A 23,721-nucleotide genomic window follows, 5' to 3' on the forward strand; every position below is an offset into this window, starting at 1 on the left:
TTTCGCGCGCCGTCACGGCGCTTGCGGCTTTGCAGGTCCTGGATCGATCGATGGCGAACCGGTGCGCCCGTCCGATCAGCCGAGACAGGAGCCGGCCACGGCCGTCATCGCGCCGGGGGAGCCGCCGGTCTCGTCCGCCGCCGACCGGAACGCCAGGATCCGGCGTTCGACCTGAAATCTTGTCTGGATGGCGCGGGCCAGCTCCTCCTGCCCGAACGGCTTGGTCAGGCGCACGTCATCGGCGTGCTCGCCCTCCGTCGGGTCGGCGTAGCCGGTCGCGAGGATGGCCGGCAATCCGGGATAGTCCCGGCCGATCGCCGCGATGAGCTGCGTGCCGTTCATGCCCGGCATCAACTGGTCCGTGATCACGAGATCGAACGGTTCGGCGCAGCGCAGGACGTGCAGGGCCTGCGCGCCCGACGCCGCCTCCTTCACCACGTGACCGAGATCTTCCAGCATGGCCGCCGTGTTCATCAGGACCAGCGGGTCGTCATCGACCACCAGCACCCTCAACGGCCTCGTCGCGGACGGGCAGAGGGCCGTATCCGGGGTCGCCTTTCCCGCGTCACCGGCCTCGGCCTCGGGCAGCCACAGCTCGGCCGTCGTGCCCTGGCCCGGAACGCTCGTAAGACGCAGCCGGCCGCCCGACTGCTCGGCGAAACCGTGGATCATGGAGAGGCCCAGCCCGGTGCCCTTGCCGACACCCTTGGTCGTGAAGAACGGCTCGGTCGCGCGGGCCAGCGTCTGCGCGTCCATGCCGTCCCCCGTATCGGTGACCGACAGGCAGACGTAGCGCCCCGGAGCGAGGCCGGGAATTTCGTCGGGGGCGACCACCGCGTCGCGCGCGGCGATGGTGATCCTACCGCCCTCCGGCATGGCATCGCGGGCGTTGACGGCGAGATTGAGCAGGGCCAGTTCGAGCTGGTTGGCATCGACGTTGGCGAGCGGCAGCTCCGGGGGGAAATGCGTGGCGACCGGGATGCCCGCACCGATGGAGCCCTGCAGCAGCTCGGTCATGCCCCGCACAAGCTCCGGTACGTCCACGGGGCCGGTTTCCAGCTTCTGCTGGCGGGCGAAGGCGAGCATGCGCTTGGTCAGCGTGGCGCCCCGCTCGGCCGCCTGGATAGAGTTCTCCACCAGCTGCAGCAGCTTGCGATCCGGCGGGAGGCGCTTGCGGGCGAGATGCAGATTGCCGAGCACGACGGCGAGGAGGTTGTTGAAATCGTGGGCGACACCGCCGGTGAGCTGACCGATCGCTTCCATCTTCTGCGACTGGACGAAGCGCGCGCGCGCGTCCTCGAGAGCCTGCTCGGTGTTCCGCCGCTCCGTCACGTCCCGCGTGATCTTGGCGAAACCGATCAGCTCGCCATGCTCGCCCCGGATCGGATCGATGACGACATGCGCCCAGAAACACGTCCCGTCCTTCCGGACGCGCCAGCCTTCGGCTTCGAAACGTCCTTCCGTGGCCGCGGTCCGGAGCGCCTGGGCGGGCAGGCCCGAGGCGCGGTCCGCGTCGGTATAGAAGCGCGAGAAATGCTCGCCGATGATCTCGTCGTCCGTGTAGCCCTTGAAGCGCTGGGCGCCGCGATTCCAGCTCGTGACCTTTCCCTGAGGGTCGAGCATGTAGATGGCGTAGTCCCGCACGCCCTGGACGAGCAGGCGGAACTGCTGCTCGCTCCGTTCGAGGGCGGCCAGGGCGGCCCGTCGCTCGGTGAGGTCGCGGGTGACCTTGGCGTAGCCGACGAGGGTGCCGTCCTCGCGGCGAATCGGATCGATGAGCACGTGCGCCCACATCAGGCTGCCGTCCTTGCGGACGCGCCATCCCTCCTGCTCGAACCGCCCCTCGGTCTCGGCGATCCTCAAGGCCCGGCCGGGCAGACCGATGGCTCGGTCGTCCTCGGTGTAGAAGCGCGAGAAGTGCTCGCCGATGATCTCCGCGTCGGTATAGCCCTTGAAGCGCTGGGCGCCGCGGTTCCAACTCGCCACACGACCCTGCGGATCGAGCATGTAGATGGCGTAATCGACGATGCTCTCCACCAGCAGGCGGTACCGCTCGTCGTCGACGACCAGGGCTTCGACCGCATCCGCCGCCGTCATGGCGTGACCGATGGTGAGTTCTTGATTGGACACATCGTCAGCCATGGGTCCACCCTACTCGATACCGAACACGATGTCGGCTGCGTCGCCTTTCGGACGCTTCGCTGACCCACCCGGTGACTGGTGCCCCAACGCTCCATGACCATACCTCGACCGGACGTCGGAGACAGTCTCACGCCTGTCGCAACAGAATGACTGGATTTCTATTCCCGCTTCAATGCGGGGGGACTGTCAATTGATAAGTTCTGCCGCCCAAGCGCCGTCGCACGGGGCTTCGGAGCCGGTCACCGGAGTCCCTGCGCCGGAACGGCGTTCGCCATCGGCGGCGATGGTGAAGCGGGTCGTCAGGAGAACGGAGGCGCAGGGCCGTGGCGGACGCGCTCCGTCCTCAGTCGATCACCTCGACGATCCGGCGGGTGCCCGGCTCGACCAGCACCGGGATATCGTTCACGACGGTGTAATTGTAGCCTTTCAGGGCGAATTCGGGGGGCACGTCGTAATAGACGACACCGCCCTCGGGTAGCACGGCGCCGACATGCACCTTGCCACGGTACGCGAAGGACGGGCGACGCTCGCCCCGCGTGTAGATCCTGAACCGTTCCCGGCGATCGATCCCGAGGATCTCGTTGGCGGTCCCGACCGCGCCTCCGATCACGCTGCCGACGGCCGCGCCGAGGGGGCCGGCGATGTTGCCGCCACGCTCGGCACCGTCCTCGGTGCCGCGGGCGTAACCTTGTGCATGAGCCGCCATCCCGACGCTCAACGCAGCGAGCACACCCGCCGCAACACCTATCCGCATGGGTTTTGCCCTCGTTCCCGACGTGCCGACAAGGCCGGACGACCGAGATCCCCCGACGGCCTCTTCATGGCGCGTTATCGTTAACGAAATCCGCTCGTCGGCCAGGCCTGCCCGTATGAGGCGCATCCCCGCCGCCCCGTGAGGGCAGCGGCCGATTACCTCGCGAGCAACGCTTGGTGCCGGTCCAAGGCAAGGGCACCAAGATCCGGGACCTCCTCGTCAGCGAGATCGTGGAAAAAACCGCGCCCAGCTGTCAGCCGTCAGTCCAGAGAGGCTTCATCGCGCTGCCCCGGAGCGGCGCCATCCTCGTCCCCAGGATGGGGCATATGATCCTTCATCAGGCTCCGAGAAAGGTCATCAGGGGCATCGACCCGCCGCGGAACTAGCCGATGCGCGCGCGTACGAAAAAAAGACCCGCCGGGCTGGGGCGGGTCCGAGGATCTCGCAGGATCGAGAGAGACGGCGTCGAGGGCAGGCCGCATTCACGTTTTTCGGAGGCGCCTCATGATGCATCCCATGCCGGTCGGTCCATGGCTGCCTTTATGGATGTCCGGTGGAGGCGCTCGAACTGGCGCTCAGTAGAAGGAGATGCCAGCGCCGAACGGACCGACATGGAAGACGGGGCGGATGGGTGCGGCGGGAGCATAGTATCCGGGGCGAGGAGCATAGTATCCATAGCGGCGCATCGGGCGGCATTCACCCCAACGGTTGAGGGTCCAGCCCGGGCCGCAGCCATAGGCGACCTGCTCGACTAGGACGTCCGGACGAATCTCCACAGGGGATACCGCTAGCGGGCCGGCGAGGGCGGGCGTTGCGACGGCGCCGGCCGTGGTTGCGAGGAGGGCGAACGCGATCCGCTTGATGCTTGTCATGATAAAGTCTCCGCTGCTCTGTGGACGACCGGGTCTTTGCGCTGGCCGATGTCGTCTTGATTAGCTGAGCGAATGACTTGTGAATGTGCCGAATGTTACCCGGAACTGAACGAATCCCCATCCAGGTGGCGCGATACACAGAGCGGGACTGTAATCGCGTGCCGGTTCACACCCTTTATCCACTACTGGCCAGAATCTACCTCCTCCTTCACGATGACGACCCGCCTCGCATGGCGATCCGCTTTCGATTCGCTGTCCCGCCCGCGTCGGCGGCGAGCGGATCGTTGCTCGTGGCTCAATGCCGACCTCTGGGGATGCGCCGAGATAGTCGGTGGTTCCGGCGAAGCTCATGACGCGCGCGCGCCTCGCTGCGCTCGGCATCCCGCCGATGCGACGCCCGCCCTCGGCGAGGATCAGAAAAGCGGACAGCCGCCCCGACAAGATCGGGGCGGCTGTCCGGACGTCAATCGTGAGCCCTCTACCCGTCCAGTCGGCTCATCGCCGACGACGGTTCGGTCATTTTACCACTGGTAACGAATACCGGCCTTGCCGCCACCGCCGACGAGATCGTCGCCAATTCGGTAATCCGCCCGCAGGAAGCCGGAAACGCCGGTCTTGAGGTTGAAGAAGTTCATCGACGCCTGAATCTCACCGCGGACCTTCCCGACATTCGTCAGGCCGGTGAGCCGCGTTCCACTGCCAAAGGCGGTCGTCGTCCCACTCTCGCTGAAGACATCGTAGACGAGGCCGGTGATGCTAGGCTCGACTCGGATGTCGTCCTGGACGAACTCGGTGCCGAGCCGCGCGCCGATGCGGCCGCGGAAGGCATCACCGTCCTGCAGCGCGATCGTTCCCGCGGTTCCCCCCGTCTTCCGGCTGAAAACGGTCGACACGTATTCGAGGCCGGCGGTCGGCTCGATGTAGAGAGCATTGGGCAGATCGAACCGATAGCCGATGTTCCCAAGGACGTCGTAGTTCGTCACGCCGGTATTCTGGCGCAGGTTGGAGCCGGTGATGTCGAGGTCGAGAAGGTCGACCTTGAACATGGCGTCCGCGAAGAAGCCGCCCTTGATGTAGGTGGCGTAGGTGCCGACGGTGCCGCCCTCGTAATCCTGGTTGCCGGCATTCTGGTTCAGGCGCACGGCAGCCGTGGTGTAGCCGCCCAACACGCCGAGGATCAGGCCATCATCCGGTGCCGTGATGCCGCTCATGACGAGGTCGGCGCCGGCCAGGACGCCGCCCGTGGATTGGCTGTAGCCCAGGTCGCGGCCGACATTGACGCCGTTGAAGCTTCCGCTGCTGAAGCCGGTGCGGCGCTCGAGATCACCGAAGGCGCGAGCCCACACCGCAGGCTTGACGTTGCTTGCGGGCACGGGCGCCGGCTGCACCAGGTTCGGCGCGATCGGGTCCTTGCTCACCAGGGCCGAATACTGGGTCAGCCCGGCATATTGCAGCGCCTGCGGAATGGCCGTCGGTGCAGAGCCGGCCGCACGCTGCACGTCGCTGCGCAACTGCGTCATGCGATCGAGGACGGCGGTGCCCCCCTGGAACGCGATGGTGCGGGCGGCGATCACCGTGGTGGGACCGGATTGCCCGAGGGCGTTCGGAACCGAGACCAGCGACAGGGTGCTCCCGCCTTCCGTCGCCCGCCCGCTGGCGAGGCTGACGTCGATGGCGCCGAAGTTCCGGGCGCTCGCCAGGGTGAAGGCGTTGGCCTCCTGCTCTCCCCGGACCTGGACCAGGACCGGCGAGACGGTGAAGGCGGCTCCCGGCGTGACGTTGAGCAGGTTGAGCCCGGTGGTGCCGCCGGCATTTCCGGTAATGACGAGCCGATCGGCAGTGCCGGACTGCGAGGAGACGTCGAGATCGACGCGTCCGTTGCGACCGACGTAATTGCCCGCGATCGTCAGGGTGTCGCCCGCGGCGCCGTTCTGCAGGCTGATCGCGCCGGCATTGACGAAGGTGGTGGTGGCGATCCTGGCGGAGCCGCCGGCCGGGCCCTGGACGATGCCTTCGTTGGTGAAGCTCGACAGGCTGCCGAGCGTGGCATCGCGCGCCAGCGCGATCGTGCCGGCGTTGCCGATGGTGCCGCTACCGAAGGTGCTGGTACCGGTGGCGGCGAACGTGCCGCGATTGGTGAAGGTCGTTCCGACGGACGGGACCGCGTTACCTACGCCGGGGCGATTGTCGACCTGCGAAGTCGCAGCACCGTCCAAGTTAACGATGGAGCCGAGAATGCGGCCACCGACCTCGTTGGTGATGGACAGCGGTCCGCCGAAAGTTTTGGCGATGATCGCCGTGCCGGAGCCACCAATGGTTCCGAGATTTCTGATGGTGACTGAACCGGCTTCGGCTGCAATACCATAACCGGCCGCAGACGTGCGGATCGTGCCGGAGTTGGCGATCGTCAGATCCCTCTGGGCGACAGCAGCAATGCCGACAGCGGGTAGCTGATCGAACTTTTTAGCTAATTCTGGCCCGACAGCGTCGACTATCGCCTTTTCAGCACCCGGCGTCAGTGCATTGGCGATGGATGAATCGTAAGTGAGGGCGCCGGCATTCGTGATTGCAACCGTGCCTCCCGCAGCGGCGATTCCGATTTGACCGAAGGTTAGGCTACCACTGTTGTTGACTGTGGCAGCAGGCGCCAAAAGTGCGACGCCACCGCCTGCACGAATTGTACCGGCGTTGGTGACCGACGCCATTCCTTCGGCTTTGGCAAGTATCCCGAATGGAGCCGCGATGCTGCCGGTGGACTCGTTGGTGAGCGTGAACGAGCCGGAATCTGCGATAACGCCCGCGAAGCGGGCCGTGATGGTTCCCCTATTGGAAATATCTACACTGCCGGAGTTGGTTTCCGCATAAACACCACCAAACCCAGCTGTCACCGAGCCAGTATTCGCAACAGAGATCCGGCCCGCTCGGCCAGACTCGGAGTACATGCCATAAGTGCCTACGATCGAACCCGAATTGGCGATCGTCAGATTACCGCTTTCGCTTCGTCCGAAAACGCCGGCCTGCACCTTGGGGCGCACATCGCCGAAAGTCCTGAAGGTCGAGTCGAACTCCTCCTGGGTCACCCGCTTCGGAAGCGTCGAATCCTGCAGTAGCGTGCCTGCATTGGTGATGGTGACGTCGCCCGAATTAGTGCCCCCGGCTAATCCAAATGCTCCAAAGGTGATCCGCCCAGATATTGCGTTCATGATCTCGACCGATCCGGTCTGGGATCCACCCACGATGCCGACCGTCGCGCCATTGAGTGCCCCTGAATTGGTCGCGGTCAGCGGACCGTTCAAAGACACGCCGACCAAGCCGAAGGGCGCTGTCACTGTCCCACCATTGGAAACCTGCACCGAACCACCTTGCGCGCCGGCGACGATTCCAGCGCGCTGGGATGTGATCGCGCCAGTGTTCGCGATCGTGATCGCTCCTGTTCCGCCGGCGGCTGCAGAGATTCCATCTGCGGCGGCATTAGGTAGGATCGTGACGGTGCCGAACACGGGAGATGAGACAGTACTTGCCCCCTGAATAATCGTTCCGGCATTCGCGATCATAATGCCCCCATTGGCGGACTGAGCAAGAATACCCGTCGACGCACTATGAATCCGAGCACTCGATGCAGAAGCGATAGTCACGTCACTTGCTGCGCTGACGTCGATGCCGTGAAATGCCTCCGAGATCAAAAGGCCGCCAAAGTTCACGTTCGCGCTTATCGATGACGGCACATAGATGCCATCGATGCCGGACGAACCAACCCGGAGGACCGTCGTGTCAGGCGCATCGAATGAAACGGCCGCCGTGCGGGTCGAAATAGAGACCGCGTTGCCATTGGCGGTGTTCACCACCGTGTTGGGCGCAAACGTCAGATGGAAGGTGGGCTGATTCGGGGAATACGTGATGCCCGCCGTCGTGGTGCCGGGGCCGCAATTGGCCGTTGTTCCCGTCTGCGTGCAGAAGCTGCCTGCCGACTGCGCCGACGCGCCTGGCGCGGCGGCCATGGAAACGAGGGCGGCGGTCGTGAAGGAAACGCCGAGCAGCAGGCCGTACCGCACCCGGGCGGCGGCGATCCCGCGAGATGAAAAATCAATCTGATCCGACTTGGCGGCTGAGTGCATTGCTATGAACCCCGTGAAATATGCAGTGACCATACAGGGTCGTAGCCTAAGGTTGTTTGTAAAACGCGTTACCGTTGGCGCATCCGACTGGATTTCGCCGCAATGTGGCCGGCCGGGCACAATCCGCCGTCGCACGTGAACAACACGGGCAAGCCCGGTCTGCGTTCTATAGAGTGGGGCTGCTTCGATGATGCTGATGCCGTCCAGTCCAGACGGGGACGTAAGGATTTCATCTCATCATTGGCGATGCACGCCAACGCATCACGGCATCCGGCTCATGGCCCTCGCCGCTCCGACCTCTATCGGGCTGACGCTCGGAGCCGAGGCGGCGGTGGCCCGCGCCGGGGCGGCCGGGATGCGGTTCGACAGGGCCGGGACGCGGGGGCTCGCGCGCAAGGGCTGCACGATCTTGACGCTGGGCTTCAGCACAGGCGCTTTCGCCGCTGTCGCGGGCCGGACGCTTTCAGGGCGCCGTGCCGCTGGCTCGGGACGCGCTTCGGGAAGCCGCGCGGTTCGGGGCTTCGGAGATGCGGCCGGCTCCACCGGCCGGGCGGCTTTCCGGATGCGCCCCGGCGCTTCGGATTGCACCGGCACCGGCTGCGGAAGGCAAACGCCGTTGCTCAGCACGGCCCCCGACGGGCAGGTCACCGTCACGCAGATTTCGCCGGTCTGCTGGGTCCCCGCGGGACAGACGACCGGGCAGATTCGGCCGCTGTAACTGTTGAGGGTATCGAGCACCGCCTGGTCCGGCAGGGTGGAGGCAACGCGGATCGAGCGGTCCATCCCACGCCCCGACGTCTCGACCTTGGCCGCCTCGACCTGCTGAGCGGACTTGTAGAACACCTCGAGGGCCGCCTCCGAGCGACGCCCCCAGACCGTTTCCATCGGCTCGGTGAAGCAGCCGAGCTCGCTCAGCCTGCGCTGAACCGCGCGCGGGACATCGGTCGGTGAGCTCGAATCGACGGGAGCCTTGAGGTCGAGGCTCGCATAGGCCACGTGCGCCGTCGGCGACGAGGCCGAGGCGAGCTTTTCAGGCAACGGACGATTGTTCTGCGGCGCATCCGCGGTGAGGGCGAAGCCGGAGGTGCTGCCTTCTGTCCCCCGGCGGGACGCGACCTCCCGCGCCTCCTTGTCCTGCGCGATCTGTGCCGCAGCGGCGCGAGCCTTCTCCACCTCGGCAGCCTCGTAAATGCGCAGTTTATCCGCGGCAGCGATGCGGACGGCCTCTGCGGCCTCGAGGCGGGCCTGCTCCTTGCGCGCGGCCTCTTCCTTGCGCTGCGTCTCTGCGGCGGCGATGAGCGCGGCCTTCTCCGCGTCTTGCCGAGCCTGCTCGATCCGGGCCGCTTCCTGCTTGCGCAGCTTCTCCGCGGCAGCGATGCGGACGGCCTCTGCGGCCTCGAGGCGAGCCTGTTCCTTGCGCTGCGCCTCCGCGGCGGCGATGAGCGCGACCTTCTCCGCGTCCTGCCGAGCCTGCTCCATCCGGGCCGCTTCCTGCTTGCGCAGTTTATCCGCGGCAGCGACGCGGGCAGCCTCTACGGCGTCGAGGCGGGCCTGCTCCTTGCGCGCGGCCTCTTCCTTGCGCTGCGCCTCCGCGGCGGCGATGAGCGCGGCCTTCTCCGCGTCCTGCCGAGCCTGCTCGATCCGGGCCGCTTCCTGCTTGCGCAGCTTCTCCGCGGCAGCAATGCGGACGGCCTCTGCGGCCTCGAGGCGGGCCTGCTCCTTGCGCGCGGCCTCCTCCTTGCGCTGCGCCTCCGCGGCAGCGAGGAGAGCGGCCTTCTCCCCGTCACGACGAACCTGCTCGATCCGGGCCGCTTCCTGCTTGCGCAGCTTCTCCGCGGCAGCGATGCGGGCAGCCTCTACGGCGTCGAGGTGGGCCTGCTCCTTCCGCGCGGCCTCTGCCTCTTCCTTGTTCCTGCGCACCTGATCGGCAGCGGCGAGGGCCGCGATTCTGTCGGCCTCTACCCGCGCTTGCGCCTGACGGGCGGCCTCCTCGCGACGCAAGATATCGAGGACGGCAAGCCGGGCGGCTTCGTCCGCTTCGGCGCGGGCCTGCTGCTGCCGCTCACGTGCCTCCCGACGCCGCGCTTCCTCCTCGTCGCGTTGAGCGGCGATCCGAATCTGCTCGACTTGCCGCTGCTCATCCTCACGGCGCGCTTTCTCATCGTCGAGACGGGCCTGCTCACGCTTGTGCTGCTCCTCCTCGCGCCGCGCCCAGAGCAAGCGCTCCTGTACGCGGCGCTCCTCCTGCTTCCTGTTCTCGGCCTCCTGCTCTGCGAACCGGGCCTGATTTTCCAGCAACTGGATGCGGCTCCTGGCCGCGTCGGACAGGAAGCTCGTAGGATATTTCTCAACGAAGGCACCGAGGTCGGCGACGACATTGCTGTTCCGCAGGCGCGTCCATGCCTGAGCGTCGGTTTCGCCAAGGTTGAGGAAGACCTCATCCGGGTAGGAGCGGGAAAACTCCGGCAGCTGCTTGCCCTGCGTCGCCTTCTTGACCGAGAGCGCCACCCGCTGGAAAACCTGCCCGACCTCGAGCCCGGTCTCCGACAAGGCTTTGGCCAGCGCCTCGGCATAGGGGCTGTTGCGCCCCGCTCCGTCATAAGCGACTTCATTGGACTGGGTGGCATAGGCGATGATCAGCCCCTGGCGGCCGGCCACCCTGGCGAGACCCGTGCCGCTCGACCGCTTCACGCCCTCCGACAACGGCAGATTGCGACAGGCGTCGAGGATCATGATTCGCGCACCGCGCGCACTGTCGAGGGCTCCGATCACGCTGTCGACAGAGATCGTCTCGAAGGGGATGTCGAATCCGTCCTTCAGCTGCGCATCGGTGGGAACCAGGAAGTTCTGCCTCTGATACTGAAGCCCGTGCCCGGCGTAATAGACCACCGCGGTATCGGCATCGCTCGCCGCGCGGGAGAACTGCGCCAGCCGCCGGTCCATGTCCCGCTTCGTCAGGTCCCGCCCCTCGATGACCGTGAAGCCGACCTGCCGCAGAACCGATGCGATATCCTCCGCATCGTTGCTCGGGTTATCGAGCTTGCCGAAGCTGGCATAGGAGGCATTGCCGATGATGAGCGCCACCCGCTTGCCGGCCTGAGACTCGGCAACGGCAACCGTTGCCCACAGAGTGAGCAGGACGGAGATCAGCGCTGGCAGCACCTGTTTCATAATGTCGGAGTTTATACGGGCCGCTACATTCGGAGCAAGTGACCGAGCACACTCCATTGAGGTTCGCAAGCCACTCGGGCGCGGATCATTCATCAGGACTGTCTACATCCCTCCGAGGCGGTGGGAGGGCCGCCGGGATTCCTCGTGTTCTCTCGCAGCACCTGGACTTCGCCGTCATGGCGCGGCGGCTTTTTGTGTTTGGCCTAGTCTCCATGCCAGATTTCGATGGAATTGACTGACAATTCGTGAAAAGTTCCTGATCGAGGCCACGGATGAGTTGGGGCGTGACGACGAAACCACGGGACAGGCTACCGGCTCCCCTCCCGCCTTCCTGTCCGGGTGACGATCGATGAGGCACCGACGCCTCGTCGCCGGTGCGGCGATTCTCATCGTGTCAGGCACCGGCCTCAGTCTCTGCTGGCCGGTTCTGTCGGCTCGCCTCGCTCGCTTCATCGAGACACGCTTGGCCGAGGAAACAGGCAGGCCATGGCGAATCGGAGCAATCGGCTTCGATTTCACGCCTGCTTTGGTCTTGCGCGACGTGGTGAGCGACGACACGGTACGGATCGATCTGCGCGTTGCGACTGTGTCGGGGCCCCTCTCGCTGCTGGCGGGCGGCACGGGTTCCGTGCGGGTCGCAGGCGAAGGGCTAGCCATGACGGTGCCGTTGGGTTCACGCGCGCCCGCCGGAAGCGCCGTCCCGTCGGACCGCGCGGGCGCGCCCAGGATCGGTGCAACCCGCGTCGTCTTGAAGAACGTCGGCTGGGCCATGCCCGACGATGGTCGAACGGTCTCGATCTCCGCCTCCGCGGCGGATGCCACCTTCGAACCGGGAGCGGACGGGCGAGGAGGGCCGCTTGCGATCACCCTTGGCATCGCCGACCATGATGTTCTCGTCGAGATCGACACGATCGCCTCGCAAGGGGCCAAGCCGTTCCGCGTCGCCGTCGACCCCGCCTCCCACTCCGGCTCCGGCCGGACTGTGCGTCTCGACGGCATGCTTCACCGGGACGGACCCGCCTACCGGATCGAAGGTCTGGGCGGCACGCTCGATGGGACCCGACTGTCGGGAAGCGGCCGACTCACCTTGCAGGGGCGGCCCAAGCTCGACGCTGACCTTCGCGTCGAGGAACTCGTCATCGCCGCGGCGAGCGGATCCACCGCCGGTTCGTCGAGGGGACGGCGCGGAGCCGGCCTCACCGTGTCCGTTCCCGACGACATCCTGCCGACCCCCGCCTGGTTCGCGCATATGGATCTCCAGGCCCGGCTCGCCGTCTCGCGCCTGAGCCTCGGATCCGCCCGGCTTGACGGAGTCGCGGTGAACGCCACGGCGCGACAAGGCGTTTTCGACGCGACCATGAATGCCGCGTCGGTCTACGATGGGAGCCTCAAGCTCCGTTACGCGCTCGCGCCGACGACGGCGGGTTCACAGCACCGCTTGATGGCCTCACTGTCGGGCAACCGTATCCTTCCCCTGCTGGGCGATCTCATCGAGGCTCGCGGGATCGACGGCCGCGTCACAGGCCACTTCGACATCCAGGCCACAGGCTCTCGTGAAGCCGATCTGGCGCGGGCAGCGATGGGTACAGCCGATTTCAGCGTCATCGATGGACGGTTCGACGGCCCAGCCCTCGCACAATGGGTCGCCGGCACTGCGGGCCGCACAGAGAACAACGCTGGGAACTGGGAGAGTGGCACGACGCGCTTCACTCTGCTCGGCGGGAGCTTCGCTATCGCTCAGGGTCGCGCCGTCACCAACGATCTCCAACTCAAGTCCCCCTTGATCCAGGCGACGGGAACCGGATCGGTCGATTTGTCCGGGCGCAGCCTCGATCTCACCTTCCAGCCGAGCGTCGTTCCGCAAGGGGGACGCAGGGCGTCGCCGAGCGTCAGGCTTTCGGTTCCGGTCCGGGTCGTCGGCCCGTGGGAGAATCCGTCCGTGACCGCCGACATGGCCGGTCTTCTGCGAGATCCGGCCGGTGCGGTGGAGGCGATACAAGATCTCGGCACCGGCCTCATGGGTCCGGATGGCGGCGGCCTCAGTGGGCTCCTGGACGGGATCTTTCCCAAATCGAGGCCCCCGTCTCTGAACCGGCGCTAAGCATCTCTCATAAAACTCTCGCTGCGCTGTCGTACTTCGAGCGGGAGCAAACCGTGGTCGGGAGTTATGCAAGGCACTCAAATTCATCATACGCATAAGTGCCTCAGACCGATGTCCCGATCTCTTCACACGACACCCTCTCGCGACACCGGTCTTGTCGGACCTTCTTGTCCTTGATCTCATCCTTCGCATTCAGAAAGACCGGTCCCATGATGTCACCGCCGCGCGTCCTTCAGGGTAAAGCGAGGAGGCCGGTGGCTTCGAGACCAGCCGTGACCGGTATCCGACCGGCCGGAGGGTCACCGGCCGGCGTTGCATCCGCGTTGGGTATCCTGCTCTGTTGCCTGACAGCCATGCCGACGCTGGCGGACGAGGCGGCGTCCTCCGGCCTCTCCGTCAGCGTCACCGCGGCACGACGGATCTGTTTCACCGATACGGTCGAGGTCACCGGCTCGCTCTTCGCCCGTCGGGAGGTCGACATCCTGCCCGAGCGCGACGGGTACAAGGTCGCCCAGGTCTTCGTCGCTCCGCTGGAGACGGTGACCGCCGGCCAGGCGCTGGCAAGCCTGTCGCCGATGGAAGGCATGCCCGGTTCCGGATCGCCCTCGACCATCCGCGCGGCCGTGTCCGGAACCATTTTGCGGAGCAACGCTCAGCCCGGCGCCCCGGCATCCCCGCGCCAGGGTGCGCTCTTCCAGATCGCAGCCCAGGGGGAGATCGACCTCCAGGCCGAAGTCCCCCTGGCGGGCCTTGCCAAGCTCGCGGTCGGACAACCCGTGACCGTGCAGCCGCTGGGGGTTCAGTCCGTGTCCGGGACGGTGCGCCGCATCGATGCGAGTCTCGACCCGGCGAGCCAGCTCGGCCGTGTACGGATCGGTCTCTCGGCTTCCCCCGGGGGCAGTGCGCGGGTGGGCACCTTCGCCCGTGGCATGATCTCCCTGCGCGAGCGATGCGGAATCGGCGTCCCCTACTCGTCGGTGATGTATGAGGCGGACGGCACCATCGTGCAGACGATCGAAGGCGACCGGATCGTGACGCGGCAGGTCTCCATCGGCCTTCTGTCGGGTACCGATGTCGAGATTCTGGTGGGGCTCACGGAGGCGGACAAGGTGGTCGTCCGTGCAGGGGCGTTCCTGCGCGACGGAGATCAGGTCTACCCGATCACGCGAGAGGCGGCAGGCGGACGCTAGGCAGGCTCGCGTTGGCGGGCCAACGTATCACCCTGCTTCGCTCTTTGCTGTCGCGCAGGTTTTTATCGCGGAACCGGTGACAGCTTCTGCGTTCCAAGCGTCTATCACGAATCTCCCTCTGCGCCCTCGCGCTTGGAGCGAGAACCGACCGTGACCGGGAATGTCACGAGGCGCTTTGAAACCGGCGATACGTCAGAAGCCCAAGCGCGGTGAAATGTTGGCTTTGCCGATGCGAGCCTGGTCAGGCTTTCTCAACGCGCATCGGACGGAGAGGGGTGACCGGCGGCCGGACCGTGCTCCTCCGGTTCGACCGTCTTGGATTTCGGCGTGTCCGCAAGGGGTCCGTTGAGCTTCGATGCCGCCAGTAGGCCGAGCTTCAGCAACAGATCGCTGAGCCGCGAGACGGTCACGAACATGGCCGGTACGAAGATCAGGGATAGCAACGTCGAGAAGATGAGCCCGCCGATAATGGCGATCGCCATGGGCGAACGAAACTCGCCGCCGATGCCGAAGGCGAGCGCGCTGGGGAGCATGCCGGCCACCATGGCGATGGTCGTCATTACGATCGGGCGGGCGCGCTTCTGCCCCGCATCGATGATCGCCGCATCCCGCGGGGTGCCGTGGCGAATCGATTCGACCGCGAAGTCGATGAGCATGATCGCGTTCTTGGTGACGATGCCCATGAGCATCAGGATGCCGATCCATACGGGTGTCGTCAGTTGCTTGCCGCTGATCATCAGGGCGATCACCGCCCCGCCGAGGGAAAGGGGCAGGGAGAACAGGATGGTGAGAGGCTGCAGGAAGCTTCCGAAAAGGAGCACAAGCACGGCGTAGACCATCATCAGACCGGCACTGATGGCCTGGGCGAAACCCTCGGACAGTTCGTTGAGACTCTCGGCGTCGCCGGATTGGCTGACTGTGACGCCCTTGGGCAGCGACAGCATTACCGGCAGGGTGTCGATGTTCTTGAGTGTGTCGCCCAGCGCGGCGCCGGCGAGGAGGTCCGCCTCCACGGTGGCCTGCCTCTGGCGGTCGTAGCGACTGATGTTCGTGGGGCCTTGCTGGAAGTCGAGGTCGGCGACCGCCGAGAGCGGAATATTACCGCCGCGGCCCATCGGCACGCGAAGCTGCTCGAGCACGTTGCGGTTGATCCGGGCACGGTCATCGAGCTGCACCCGGATCGGCACCAGCCGGTCGCCCGCGTCGAACTTAGCCAGAGCCGGCCCGACATCACCGATGGTGGCGACGCGGATCGTCTCGGCGAGGAGTTCCGGCGTCACGCCGAGGCGCGCGGCGAGATCGAGGTGCGGCCTGATCTGCAGTTCGGGCCGGTCCAGGGTGGTGCCCGAAATGACGTTGGCGACTCCCGGCAAGCGCCGCATCTGGCCTGCCAGTTCATTGGCGACGTTGGCCACCGTGCGCGGGTCGAACCCACGCACCACGAGGCCGATCGCCCGCAAACCGTTCTCGTCCACGAAGTAATAGCGGATATCGGGCACCTGGCGCAGGCGCGTGCTGATCTGTTGTTCGAGTTGGCGCTGGGTGATCGTCCGGTCGGCCTTCGGCGTATAGTTGATGATAAGCGAGGCGCGCCGGAACTCGATCGGTTCCTTCGGGACGCGGCCGCCATCCACGAAGACGCTGCGGACCTCGGGCAGCGTGCGGACGACCTTGACGATCTCCTCAGTGGTGGCTTCGGTGTCGGCGAGCTGGGATCCCGGAGGCAGTTCCACCGCCATGACCGAACGTGACGTGTCTTGAGCGGGCAGGAACCCCTGCGGCAGCAGGCCTATGCTGGCGATGGAGGCGGCAAAAAAGCCGAAACCGATCAGAACGGTGATGAAGTACCAGCGCACCGACAGGGTTACGAGCCGCGTATAGGCGCGAAGGATCGGGCCGGGCGGCTTCTCCTCCTCACGATGCGGCTTCATCAGATAAGCCGCGAGCATCGGCGTGACGAAGCGGGCAGCCAGAAGCGAGAACAGCACCTGCACCGCCACCGTGATGCCGAATTGCTTGAAGAACTGCCCAGCGATGCCCGACATGAAGCTCGCCGGCGCGAAGATCGCGATGATGGTCAGGCTGATCGCGATGACGGCGAGACCGATCTCATCCGCGGCCTCTGACGCCGCCTCGCGGGCGGATTTGCCCATGCGCATGTGGCGCACGATGTTCTCGATCTCCACGATCGAATCATCCACGAGGATCCCGGTGGAGAGCGTGATCGCGAGAAAGCTGACGAGGTTCAGCGAGAACCCCAGCGCGTCCATCGCCCAGAAGGCCGGGAAGATCGAGAGCGGCAGGGAGACCGCGACAATCACCGTCGCCCGCAGATCACGGAGAAATAGGAACACAATGATGACGGCGAGGATCGCGCCCTCGAACAGGGTGTGGATCGCCGCATCGTAATTGCCGAGGGTGAACTCCACCGAACTGTCGATCAGCTTCAGATCGAAATCCGGGTTCTCGGCGCGAAGCTGATCGACCCGCTTCTCCACCGCGGCCGCGACGACCACGTCGCTCGCCCCCTTGGCGCGCTTGATGCCGACGGCGACAACGGGCTCCCCGTTGAGGCGGGCGAAGGTGCGCCGGTCGGCGATCGTGTCGGTGACGAGCCCGAGATCCTTGAGCCGCACCTCCCCACCGGCAGGCAGGGCGATCATGACGCCGGCCAGGTCGTCGATGGTCTTGGCGGCGGCGAGCGTCCGGATCGCCTGTTCGCGGCCCCCGATCTCCGCCCGGCCGCCGGTGACCGTCACGTTGGTTCCGCGCAGACGCCGGCTTACGTCGACTGCGGTGAGTCCGAAGGCCTGGAGCCGGTCGGGATCGAGGGAGACCAGCACCTCGCGGGAAACGCCGCCGATGGTCTCGACCTGAGCGACGCCCTTCACGTCCTGCAGCGAACTCTTGACCGTATTCTCCATGAACCAGGAAATCTGCTCCGGGCTCTTGTCCTTGGCGGTGGCGGCGTAGGTGACGATGGGCAGGCCGACGACGTCGACGCGCTGGATCAGCGGTTCCTGTGCGCTTTGCGGCAGGCCGGACCGCACCCGGGTCACGGCATCCTTGATATCGTTGAGGGCCCTGTCGGTATTAGTCTCGAGGCGGAATGCGATCGTCGTCACCGAAAGGCCGTCGGTGATCGAAGAGGCGATGTGGCGTACGCCCTCGACGCCGGACACGCCGTCCTCGACGACCTTGGTCACCTGCGTCTCGATCTCGGCCGGAGCCGCCCCGAACTGGCTGACGACGACGGAGATCAGCGGGATATCCGCGCTCGGTAGCCGGGTGATCGGCAACCGTACGAAGCTCGACCAGCCGAGCGCGAGCAGGATGATCGAGAAGACGATCGACGGAAGCGGCCGCTTGATCGCCAGGGACGAGACGTTGAGGGACATCAGCGGTTCCTGGTTCCGTCGACACCGATCAGAACGGGCGTCACGCGGTCGCCCGTCCGGAAAGCGGCACCGGCATCGACGATGACGGCCTCCCCCTCGGCCAGCCCTTCGCGGACGACGACAGTGTTGTCGTCCGCCAGATCAATCTTCACCCGCCGCGTCTCGACCTTCGATCCGTTCACGACCTGGACGCTCGTCACTCCGCTCTGGCGGAGGACTGCAGAGCGCGGCACAGACACGCCGCACACGCGCGACGTCTCGATCACAGCGCTCGCGAATTGGCCAGGGCGAAGTGCCGAAGCCGGATCGATGGTGAGGCGCGCCCTCCCGAGCTGCGTCACCGGATCGACTTCGCTCACGGCGACGCGCACCACCCCCTTCACCTCGTTCGCATCGGCGATGAGGATACGCGCCGCGGTGCCGGCACGGATCTTCGTGGCGTATGGGCTCGGCACATCCACAAGGAGGTCGATGCCCGAATTCGCCGCGATCCGGATCTGGGGCTCGGGCTGTCCGCCGGGACCGGGAGTCGAGGCGGTACCGGTGACCATGCCGACCCTGGCGTTGATGCGGGTCACAATGCCCGCGATGGAAGCGCGGGCATTGATCGTGGCGGGCCGTCCGGACGAGGCGTCCTCCCCGTTGAGCGGGACGGCGCGCAACACTTCCTGTCCGCTCGTCACCGCATCGCCCTCCGACACCAGGATCTGCGAAATCCGGTAGCCTTCCATGACAATGCCGGCACCGCCCTCTTCGCGGGCCAGCGCAAAACCGGTGATCCGGACCTGTTCGGAAACGCAGGCCTGGACGGAGCGTGCGCTGGGAACAGAGGCGGAGTCCTGCGTACCCTGTGCCATGGCCTCCGACTTCGAAAAGATCGAGGCCGCCGAAAGGACGAGAAGTGCGATCACGCCGCAGCGTTTCGCGAAGTCCGAATATGCCACCGTGCTCCGCCGCTCCGGGCTTTTCCCACTACACGTCGACGCCGGCCCGGGCATGGCCACCGATCTAAGCCTTAAACCCAGTGACACCCATCGAACGGCGCGCTGGACCGTTACGACCGAGGAGGCTGGGGGGAGATGCGCCGACGCCGCCCGGCTCCCATCCCGATGGGAACCATCGCATCACGGCACATCCAGGCTTTCCGGCTTCGCCCAATCCGGCCTGACCGTCGAGCGCCATCCTTCGCGGAGTCGAATCAGCGCGACGCCGTTCTCACCTGCAGCAGGTTCACCGCCTGAACCCGGCGATTCTCCTCTGAGAACGGCGCGCTCTCGTTCTTCAGGCGGGTCTTGCCATAGCCCACGGCAATCAGGTTGGCGGCGGGGATCTTATAGGCCTGAACGAGGAAACGCTTCACCGCCTCGGCCCGCTGCTCGGACAACCTCTGATTCGCGGTGTCGGACCCTTTCGCGTCGGTGTGCCCGGCAATGACGAAGGTCTGATCGATGAATTCGGGCCTGGCGAGCACCTTACCCAGCTCCTCCGCCGTCTTCTTCGCCTCGCCGCGCAGCGTCTCCGAGCCGAAATCGAATTCCATCACCAAGTCGATCGCCGGCTTGTCTGCAGCAACGATCTTCAGCTTCTCACGAGCGCTGGTGCTCAACGAATGGCTGTTCTTGTTGCGAAGACTATCGACGAAAGCCGCATCTCCCGGCGTGCCCACGACCGCTGTGGTCGGCGCACCGATCGAGAGGGACCGCGTCTTCATCGGCGTAAGCGCCTTGGCGATCTGATCCTCGCTGGCGACCTGAGCTTGAACTGAAACAATACAAACCGGCCAGACCATAGCCAGCACACACAGAAGACGCGGCAGCATGCGAATATGTCGCGGCACAGGGGCCTCCAAAATTCATATCAATGTCCCCATGAAATTGCTGAGATCGCATCGCGATGCAATCGGGAATTTCGCGTGGCCAAGGAATTTTTCTACGGTATTGCGGACTGATGTCGGGAAGGCACTTCTAGATAGAACAGATCAGTTCATCGAATGCCGACCTGACCCCGTGATCGCCTCGCCGCGGACGGTGCGGTGAATGTTCGATTCTTCAGATACCGGAAGGTCGCCCGTTCCGAAGCCGGACGGGGATTCATGGATCGGCTAGACGAACTTCATGCCGCGGGCGGTCGAGGGCGGATCAACGCAATCCGTATTGTGCGAAATCCCTGTCGATCACGGGGTTCAGTGACAATGCCCGTGTCAGGTCGGCATTGGCCCGGGACGAGTCGCCGAGGCGCGACCAGGCAATTCCACGACCATAGAGCGCCGAACTGTGATTGGCGTTGATGTCGATCGCCTTGTCGTAATCTGCGATGGCCGCGCGCAGGGAGCCGGAACGGAGGTTCACGAACCCCCTGCTGTCCAGGGCATCGAGGAAGCGTGGCCGCAACGCCAAAGCGTCGTTGCAATCGTCCATCGCCTTCTGCAAATCGTTCGAGATCGCCCGCACCCAGCACCGATTGTTCAGAGCCTCGGGACTTTTCGGCTCGAGCCGGATCGCCTGATCAAAATCGGCGAGGGCGGCGGGATAGTCATAGCGCTGCGCATGGAACTGGCCCCGCTCGTAATAAGCGAGGGCGTCCCGAGGCTGGCGCGAGATCCTCGCGTCGAGGGTGGCCTTCCTCTGCAGTTCGGCCATCGAGTAGCTGCCCGGCGGCGTCCGCCACGGGGACGAGGACGGAGTGGGCGGAGCCTGCATAGCGACGGGCGGCGACGGAGGTGCGGCCGGAGTCGGCAGGGGCTCACGTGCGACCGCCCGGTCGAAGCGGGCGATCTCGCCCAGCGCCACCTTCGTCAGCGGACCGACCGGGTGGCGCCTGACGAAATCCTCGAACGCTGCTTTCGTGTTCTTCGCCGAGGCCGCGTTGAAATCACGAGCCACCGTTTCCTCGGCGGCCACTATCGCATCGATGTCGCGGTCCTTCGATGCAGGATCGGCTTCCTTGCTTGCAGGGATCACGGCGGGTCTCTCGGGCTCCGTCTTGATCACCCGGGGGGGCTTTCCATCCACCGGCGGACGCATCGCCGCGCCCGATGGCCGATTGGAGTCGAGGGCGGCAGCCCCCGGCAGCCCCGACACCAGAACCGGCCCCTGACCGGTACTCCTGTCACGCGCGATGTCATCGCGCGCCGCTGCCAGCGCCTGGTCGATCGACTGATCCGGAACGGTGATCTGGCGGGCGATCTCGGTGGCGAAGGGACTCGTATCGGCCCTCGGGTCGCCGAGCACGCTGCCGGCTGCGGCGGATGACAGAGTCAGTTCCCCCTGGGACGGCTTCAATTCGGCGAGACCGGCAGAAAAGCTGCGAAACCGGCGCTCGAACGGATTCCGACGCGAGGCATCGAGCACCACGATCCGCATGGCGGCTCCCCGTTTGTCGAGATCGCCCAGGAGACCGTCCAGACTGATGCCGTCGCGGATCACGTCGGCTTCGTTCCAAATCTTGGCATCCAGCGGAATCAAGTAATTCCGGCGTCCGGCCTGAATGCCGTAGCCGCCGAAGTAAACCAGCGCGGTCGATCCGGGCTCGACTTTGCGAAGGAACTGCTCGATCGTGGCCCGCATCCGGTCCTTGGGCAGGTCTTCACCCAACTCGACCTTGAATCCGGACGCCTTCAGTCGGTCCGCGACCAGTCGCGCATCACCGATCGTAGTGGGAAGAGGAAAGTCGCTGTCCGGATAACGCGCGATGCCAATCACGAGTGCATTACGCACTCTCGATGTCGGCGCAGCATCGATCGGGAATGCACCGAGCATCAAAAATATCACTGCCATCATCAGGTTTGACGTGACAGTTCGAGCCGTGTGACGCATGGGTGCTCTACCAATCCAGCGTTGCCGTCTTACGCATCAGGACCCCGCATCCGCAATAGCTCAGAGCGCTGCATCAAGACCCTTTTTTACCTATCTTCCCGTCCTCTCCCGCTCGTTGACGATCCGCTCCTGAATCGAATGGCGGAAACCGGGATGCCGTTCGCCGCGGGTTCTTGATCTGTCGATGACCATTGATCGCCGTTGCCTGTGGCCTGCGTCGGTCGACGAAACCGTGCGCGCGTCGCATTGGGGGGGCCGCTCCCGGAGAGGTTCGGAAGGCTGACGATATGATTGGGCGACCGGATGTGCAGATGCCGATGTCACGCATCCTTTCCACCGGAGACCGCCCTGATCGATGCCCAGCACAGGGATTTCAACCTCATCGCGGTTGGTATCGTCCGGCGCCGGACATTCGAGGCTTGACAACCGGGCGCGGTTTCTCGCTGATCCTCGCCATGCTGCGACGCATCGGTATACGCTGGCGGTGTGCGGCGAAACCGCCCCCGGCACCGCTGCTGTCTCGCACCTCGCTCGACACAAGGGGCGGCCCTCAGGTGAGGCTAGATGGATGAAGCGGACGATCGCGGCGATCCTAGCCGCCGACGTCGTGGGATATTCCCGCCTGATCGCCGAAGACGAGGAGGGGACGATCCGCCGCCTCGCCGAGCACGGCGACGTTTTCCGCAGCTTCGTCCAGGATCATGGCGGACGTGTCTTCAACACCGCGGGGGATTCGATCCTCGCAGAGTTTCCCAGCGCCGTTGAAGCGATGCGCGCGGCTATCGCGATCCAGGAAGCCCTTCTCGGCCGCAACCGGGAACTCGAACCGGCGCGCCGTCTCGCATATCGGATGGGGATGACCATCGGCGATGTGGTCGAGGTAAAGGGCGACCTTCTCGGCGACGGCGTCAATATCGCCGCCCGGCTTGAGGGAATTGCCGAACCGGGGGGGATCTGCGTCGCACGCTCCATCCACGAGGCGGTCTCGAACAAGGTCTCGGTGAGCTTCCGCGACCTCGGCCCGCAACGCCTCAAGAACATTCCGAGGCCCGTCCACGCCTTCCGCGTCGTCTGGCCTGACGCGGACATCGACGCCGGCCTGCGCGTGAGATTACGGGGCGCCGTATCGAGGCGCCCGATAATCTCCCTCACGCTGACGGGCCTGCCTCTGATCGTCGTGGCCGTGCTATGGGTGGCGCTGGCCGGATACTGGCAGGGTCGGGGCGACGCCTTCCCCCAAGAGGAGGGGGCGGACGGCGATCCTGACGCGCTTCCGGTAAGCGTGGTCAAGGCCGTCGGCGCGTGTTTCAAGGATCAGGTCCGCCTTAGCGGCGTCATCGTGCCGCACAAGGACGTAGATGTCCGGCCAGAGGATGACGGATTCAGCATCGTCAGTCTCGATGCCGCCCCCCTCGTCACGGTCACCGCCGGCCAGACGCTCGCCTACCTGTCCAAGTCAAGCGGAGCGAAGCGCACCGTCGTCACCCTGCGCTCGCCGGTGGCGGGGATCGTCGGTCGCTCCAGCGCGCAGCCCGGCACCGTGATCTCCGCGACTTCCCCGGCACCGTTCCAGATCATCGCGGAGGGAGTGTACGAGCTTGCGGCCGAGGCGTCGCTCAGCGCCCTGGCGCGTCTGTCTCCGGGCCAGCGCGCGTGGGTGACGCCGCTGGGCACCGGCGAACTCAAAGGCCGCGTCCGCACAGTGTCCGAGACGGCAGATCCGGTCAGCCAGACGGGTAGGGTCAGGATCCAGCTGACGGAGGAGGGCGACGTTAGACAGGGGACATTCGCCAGCGCGGTAGTCGATATCGCGGAGCGCTGTGGCATCGGCGTCCCGCTCTCGGCCGTGATGATCGGCGACGAAGGCCGTTTCGTCTACGTTCTGGACAGCGGGCGCCTCGCCGCGCGCCCGGTCGTCACGGGATTGACCGCAGACGACATGATCGAGGTGCAAAGCGGTCTTGGTCGACAGGAGACGGTCGTGGCCCGTGCCGGGGCCTTCCTGCGCGAAGGCGCCACGATCAAGCCCGTGAGCGAATGAGCCAAGGGTAGAATAAAAGTGTCGGAACACACGCCACCGTTCCGCCATTATTGGCCGAAAGTGATTTGCCGTTGACGGAGATCAGTAAGACTATATTTTAGTGAGATAGATATCTCGCCATC

At 65.5% G+C, this 23,721-nt stretch carries 12 protein-coding genes; 3 read left to right on the forward strand and 9 right to left on the reverse strand.

From position 1 onward, the window contains the following. Positions 1 to 75: 75 nt before the first annotated feature. The 5 genes from ASF26_RS21235 to ASF26_RS21265 form a co-directional block, all read right to left on the reverse strand. Positions 76 to 2,097, reverse strand: a complete 2,022-nt coding sequence (locus ASF26_RS21235) for a PAS domain-containing sensor histidine kinase (protein WP_056259282.1) — start codon at positions 2,095 to 2,097, stop codon at positions 76 to 78. 388 nt (positions 2,098 to 2,485) lie between these two features. Next, entirely contained in the window at positions 2,486 to 2,896 is a 411-nt protein-coding gene (locus tag ASF26_RS21240) for a DUF1236 domain-containing protein (RefSeq protein WP_056259030.1), read from the reverse strand. A 575-nt stretch (positions 2,897 to 3,471) separates the two neighbouring features. Then, complete coding sequence (locus tag ASF26_RS21250) at positions 3,472 to 3,768, reverse strand: hypothetical protein (RefSeq protein ID WP_056259038.1); 297 nt, start codon at positions 3,766 to 3,768, stop codon at positions 3,472 to 3,474. 521 nt (positions 3,769 to 4,289) lie between these two features. Further along, the gene (locus ASF26_RS22335; RefSeq protein ID WP_162240239.1) at positions 4,290 to 7,883 is read right to left on the reverse strand and encodes an autotransporter outer membrane beta-barrel domain-containing protein; all 3,594 of its coding nucleotides are present in this window, start codon (positions 7,881 to 7,883) and stop codon (positions 4,290 to 4,292) included. A 261-nt stretch (positions 7,884 to 8,144) separates the two neighbouring features. Then, positions 8,145 to 11,045, reverse strand: a complete 2,901-nt coding sequence (locus tag ASF26_RS21265) for a caspase family protein (protein WP_244476024.1) — start codon at positions 11,043 to 11,045, stop codon at positions 8,145 to 8,147. A 358-nt stretch (positions 11,046 to 11,403) separates the two neighbouring features. Between ASF26_RS21265 and ASF26_RS22895 the strand changes: the two genes are divergently transcribed. Next, a complete protein-coding gene (locus ASF26_RS22895; protein ID WP_056259053.1) occupies positions 11,404 to 13,155 on the forward strand; it encodes an AsmA-like C-terminal region-containing protein in 1,752 nt (583 codons plus the stop codon). Between the two features lie 353 nt (positions 13,156 to 13,508). Then, positions 13,509 to 14,345 carry an HlyD family efflux transporter periplasmic adaptor subunit gene (locus tag ASF26_RS21275; protein WP_162240240.1) on the forward strand — a complete coding sequence of 279 codons (837 nt, stop codon included), beginning with the start codon at positions 13,509 to 13,511 and terminating at the stop codon, positions 14,343 to 14,345. Between the two features lie 251 nt (positions 14,346 to 14,596). Here ASF26_RS21275 and ASF26_RS21280 read toward each other — a convergent pair whose 3' ends face one another. The 4 genes from ASF26_RS21280 to ASF26_RS21295 all read right to left on the reverse strand — a co-directional run bounded on the left by ASF26_RS21280 (position 14,597) and on the right by ASF26_RS21295 (position 21,558). Then, the gene (locus tag ASF26_RS21280) at positions 14,597 to 17,743 is read right to left on the reverse strand and encodes an efflux RND transporter permease subunit (protein WP_056259056.1); all 3,147 of its coding nucleotides are present in this window, start codon (positions 17,741 to 17,743) and stop codon (positions 14,597 to 14,599) included. Further along, a complete protein-coding gene (locus ASF26_RS21285; RefSeq protein WP_056259060.1) occupies positions 17,743 to 18,687 on the reverse strand; it encodes an efflux RND transporter periplasmic adaptor subunit in 945 nt (314 codons plus the stop codon). The genes ASF26_RS21280 and ASF26_RS21285 overlap by 1 nt, the downstream gene beginning before the upstream one ends. Before the next feature lie 254 nt (positions 18,688 to 18,941). Continuing rightward, complete coding sequence (locus tag ASF26_RS21290) at positions 18,942 to 19,562, reverse strand: OmpA family protein (protein ID WP_082477741.1); 621 nt, start codon at positions 19,560 to 19,562, stop codon at positions 18,942 to 18,944. 319 nt (positions 19,563 to 19,881) lie between these two features. Further along, positions 19,882 to 21,558, reverse strand: a complete 1,677-nt coding sequence (locus ASF26_RS21295; protein ID WP_082477742.1) for a caspase family protein — start codon at positions 21,556 to 21,558, stop codon at positions 19,882 to 19,884. A 568-nt stretch (positions 21,559 to 22,126) separates the two neighbouring features. On the opposite strand from ASF26_RS21295, the gene ASF26_RS22980 reads away from it, so the two are divergent. Beyond that, positions 22,127 to 23,599, forward strand: a complete 1,473-nt coding sequence (locus ASF26_RS22980) for an HlyD family efflux transporter periplasmic adaptor subunit (RefSeq protein WP_056259069.1) — start codon at positions 22,127 to 22,129, stop codon at positions 23,597 to 23,599. The last annotated feature ends 122 nt before the right edge of the window (positions 23,600 to 23,721 follow it).

The sequence above is a fragment of the Methylobacterium sp. Leaf93 genome, assembly GCF_001422345.1.
In the GTDB taxonomy this organism is placed as follows: Bacteria; Pseudomonadota; Alphaproteobacteria; order Rhizobiales; family Beijerinckiaceae; genus Methylobacterium; species Methylobacterium bullatum.

Excerpts from the sequence above, each read along its gene's own strand:
- ASF26_RS21235 (WP_056259282.1), bottom strand. The coding sequence starts at position 2,097 with ATGACGGCGGCGGATGCGGTCGAAGCCCTGGTCGTCGACGACGAGCGG.
- ASF26_RS21240 (WP_056259030.1), bottom strand. The coding sequence starts at position 2,896 with ATGCGGATAGGTGTTGCGGCGGGTGTGCTCGCTGCGTTGAGCGTCGGG.
- ASF26_RS21250 (WP_056259038.1), bottom strand. The coding sequence starts at position 3,768 with ATGACAAGCATCAAGCGGATCGCGTTCGCCCTCCTCGCAACCACGGCC.
- ASF26_RS22335 (WP_162240239.1), bottom strand. The coding sequence starts at position 7,883 with ATGCACTCAGCCGCCAAGTCGGATCAGATTGATTTTTCATCTCGCGGG.
- ASF26_RS22895 (WP_056259053.1), top strand. The coding sequence starts at position 11,404 with ATGAGGCACCGACGCCTCGTCGCCGGTGCGGCGATTCTCATCGTGTCA.
- ASF26_RS21275 (WP_162240240.1), top strand. The coding sequence starts at position 13,509 with ATGCCGACGCTGGCGGACGAGGCGGCGTCCTCCGGCCTCTCCGTCAGC.
- ASF26_RS21280 (WP_056259056.1), bottom strand. The coding sequence starts at position 17,743 with ATGTCCCTCAACGTCTCGTCCCTGGCGATCAAGCGGCCGCTTCCGTCG.
- ASF26_RS21290 (WP_082477741.1), bottom strand. The coding sequence starts at position 19,562 with ATGCTGCCGCGTCTTCTGTGTGTGCTGGCTATGGTCTGGCCGGTTTGT.
- ASF26_RS21295 (WP_082477742.1), bottom strand. The coding sequence starts at position 21,558 with ATGCGTCACACGGCTCGAACTGTCACGTCAAACCTGATGATGGCAGTG.
- ASF26_RS22980 (WP_056259069.1), top strand. The coding sequence starts at position 22,127 with ATGAAGCGGACGATCGCGGCGATCCTAGCCGCCGACGTCGTGGGATAT.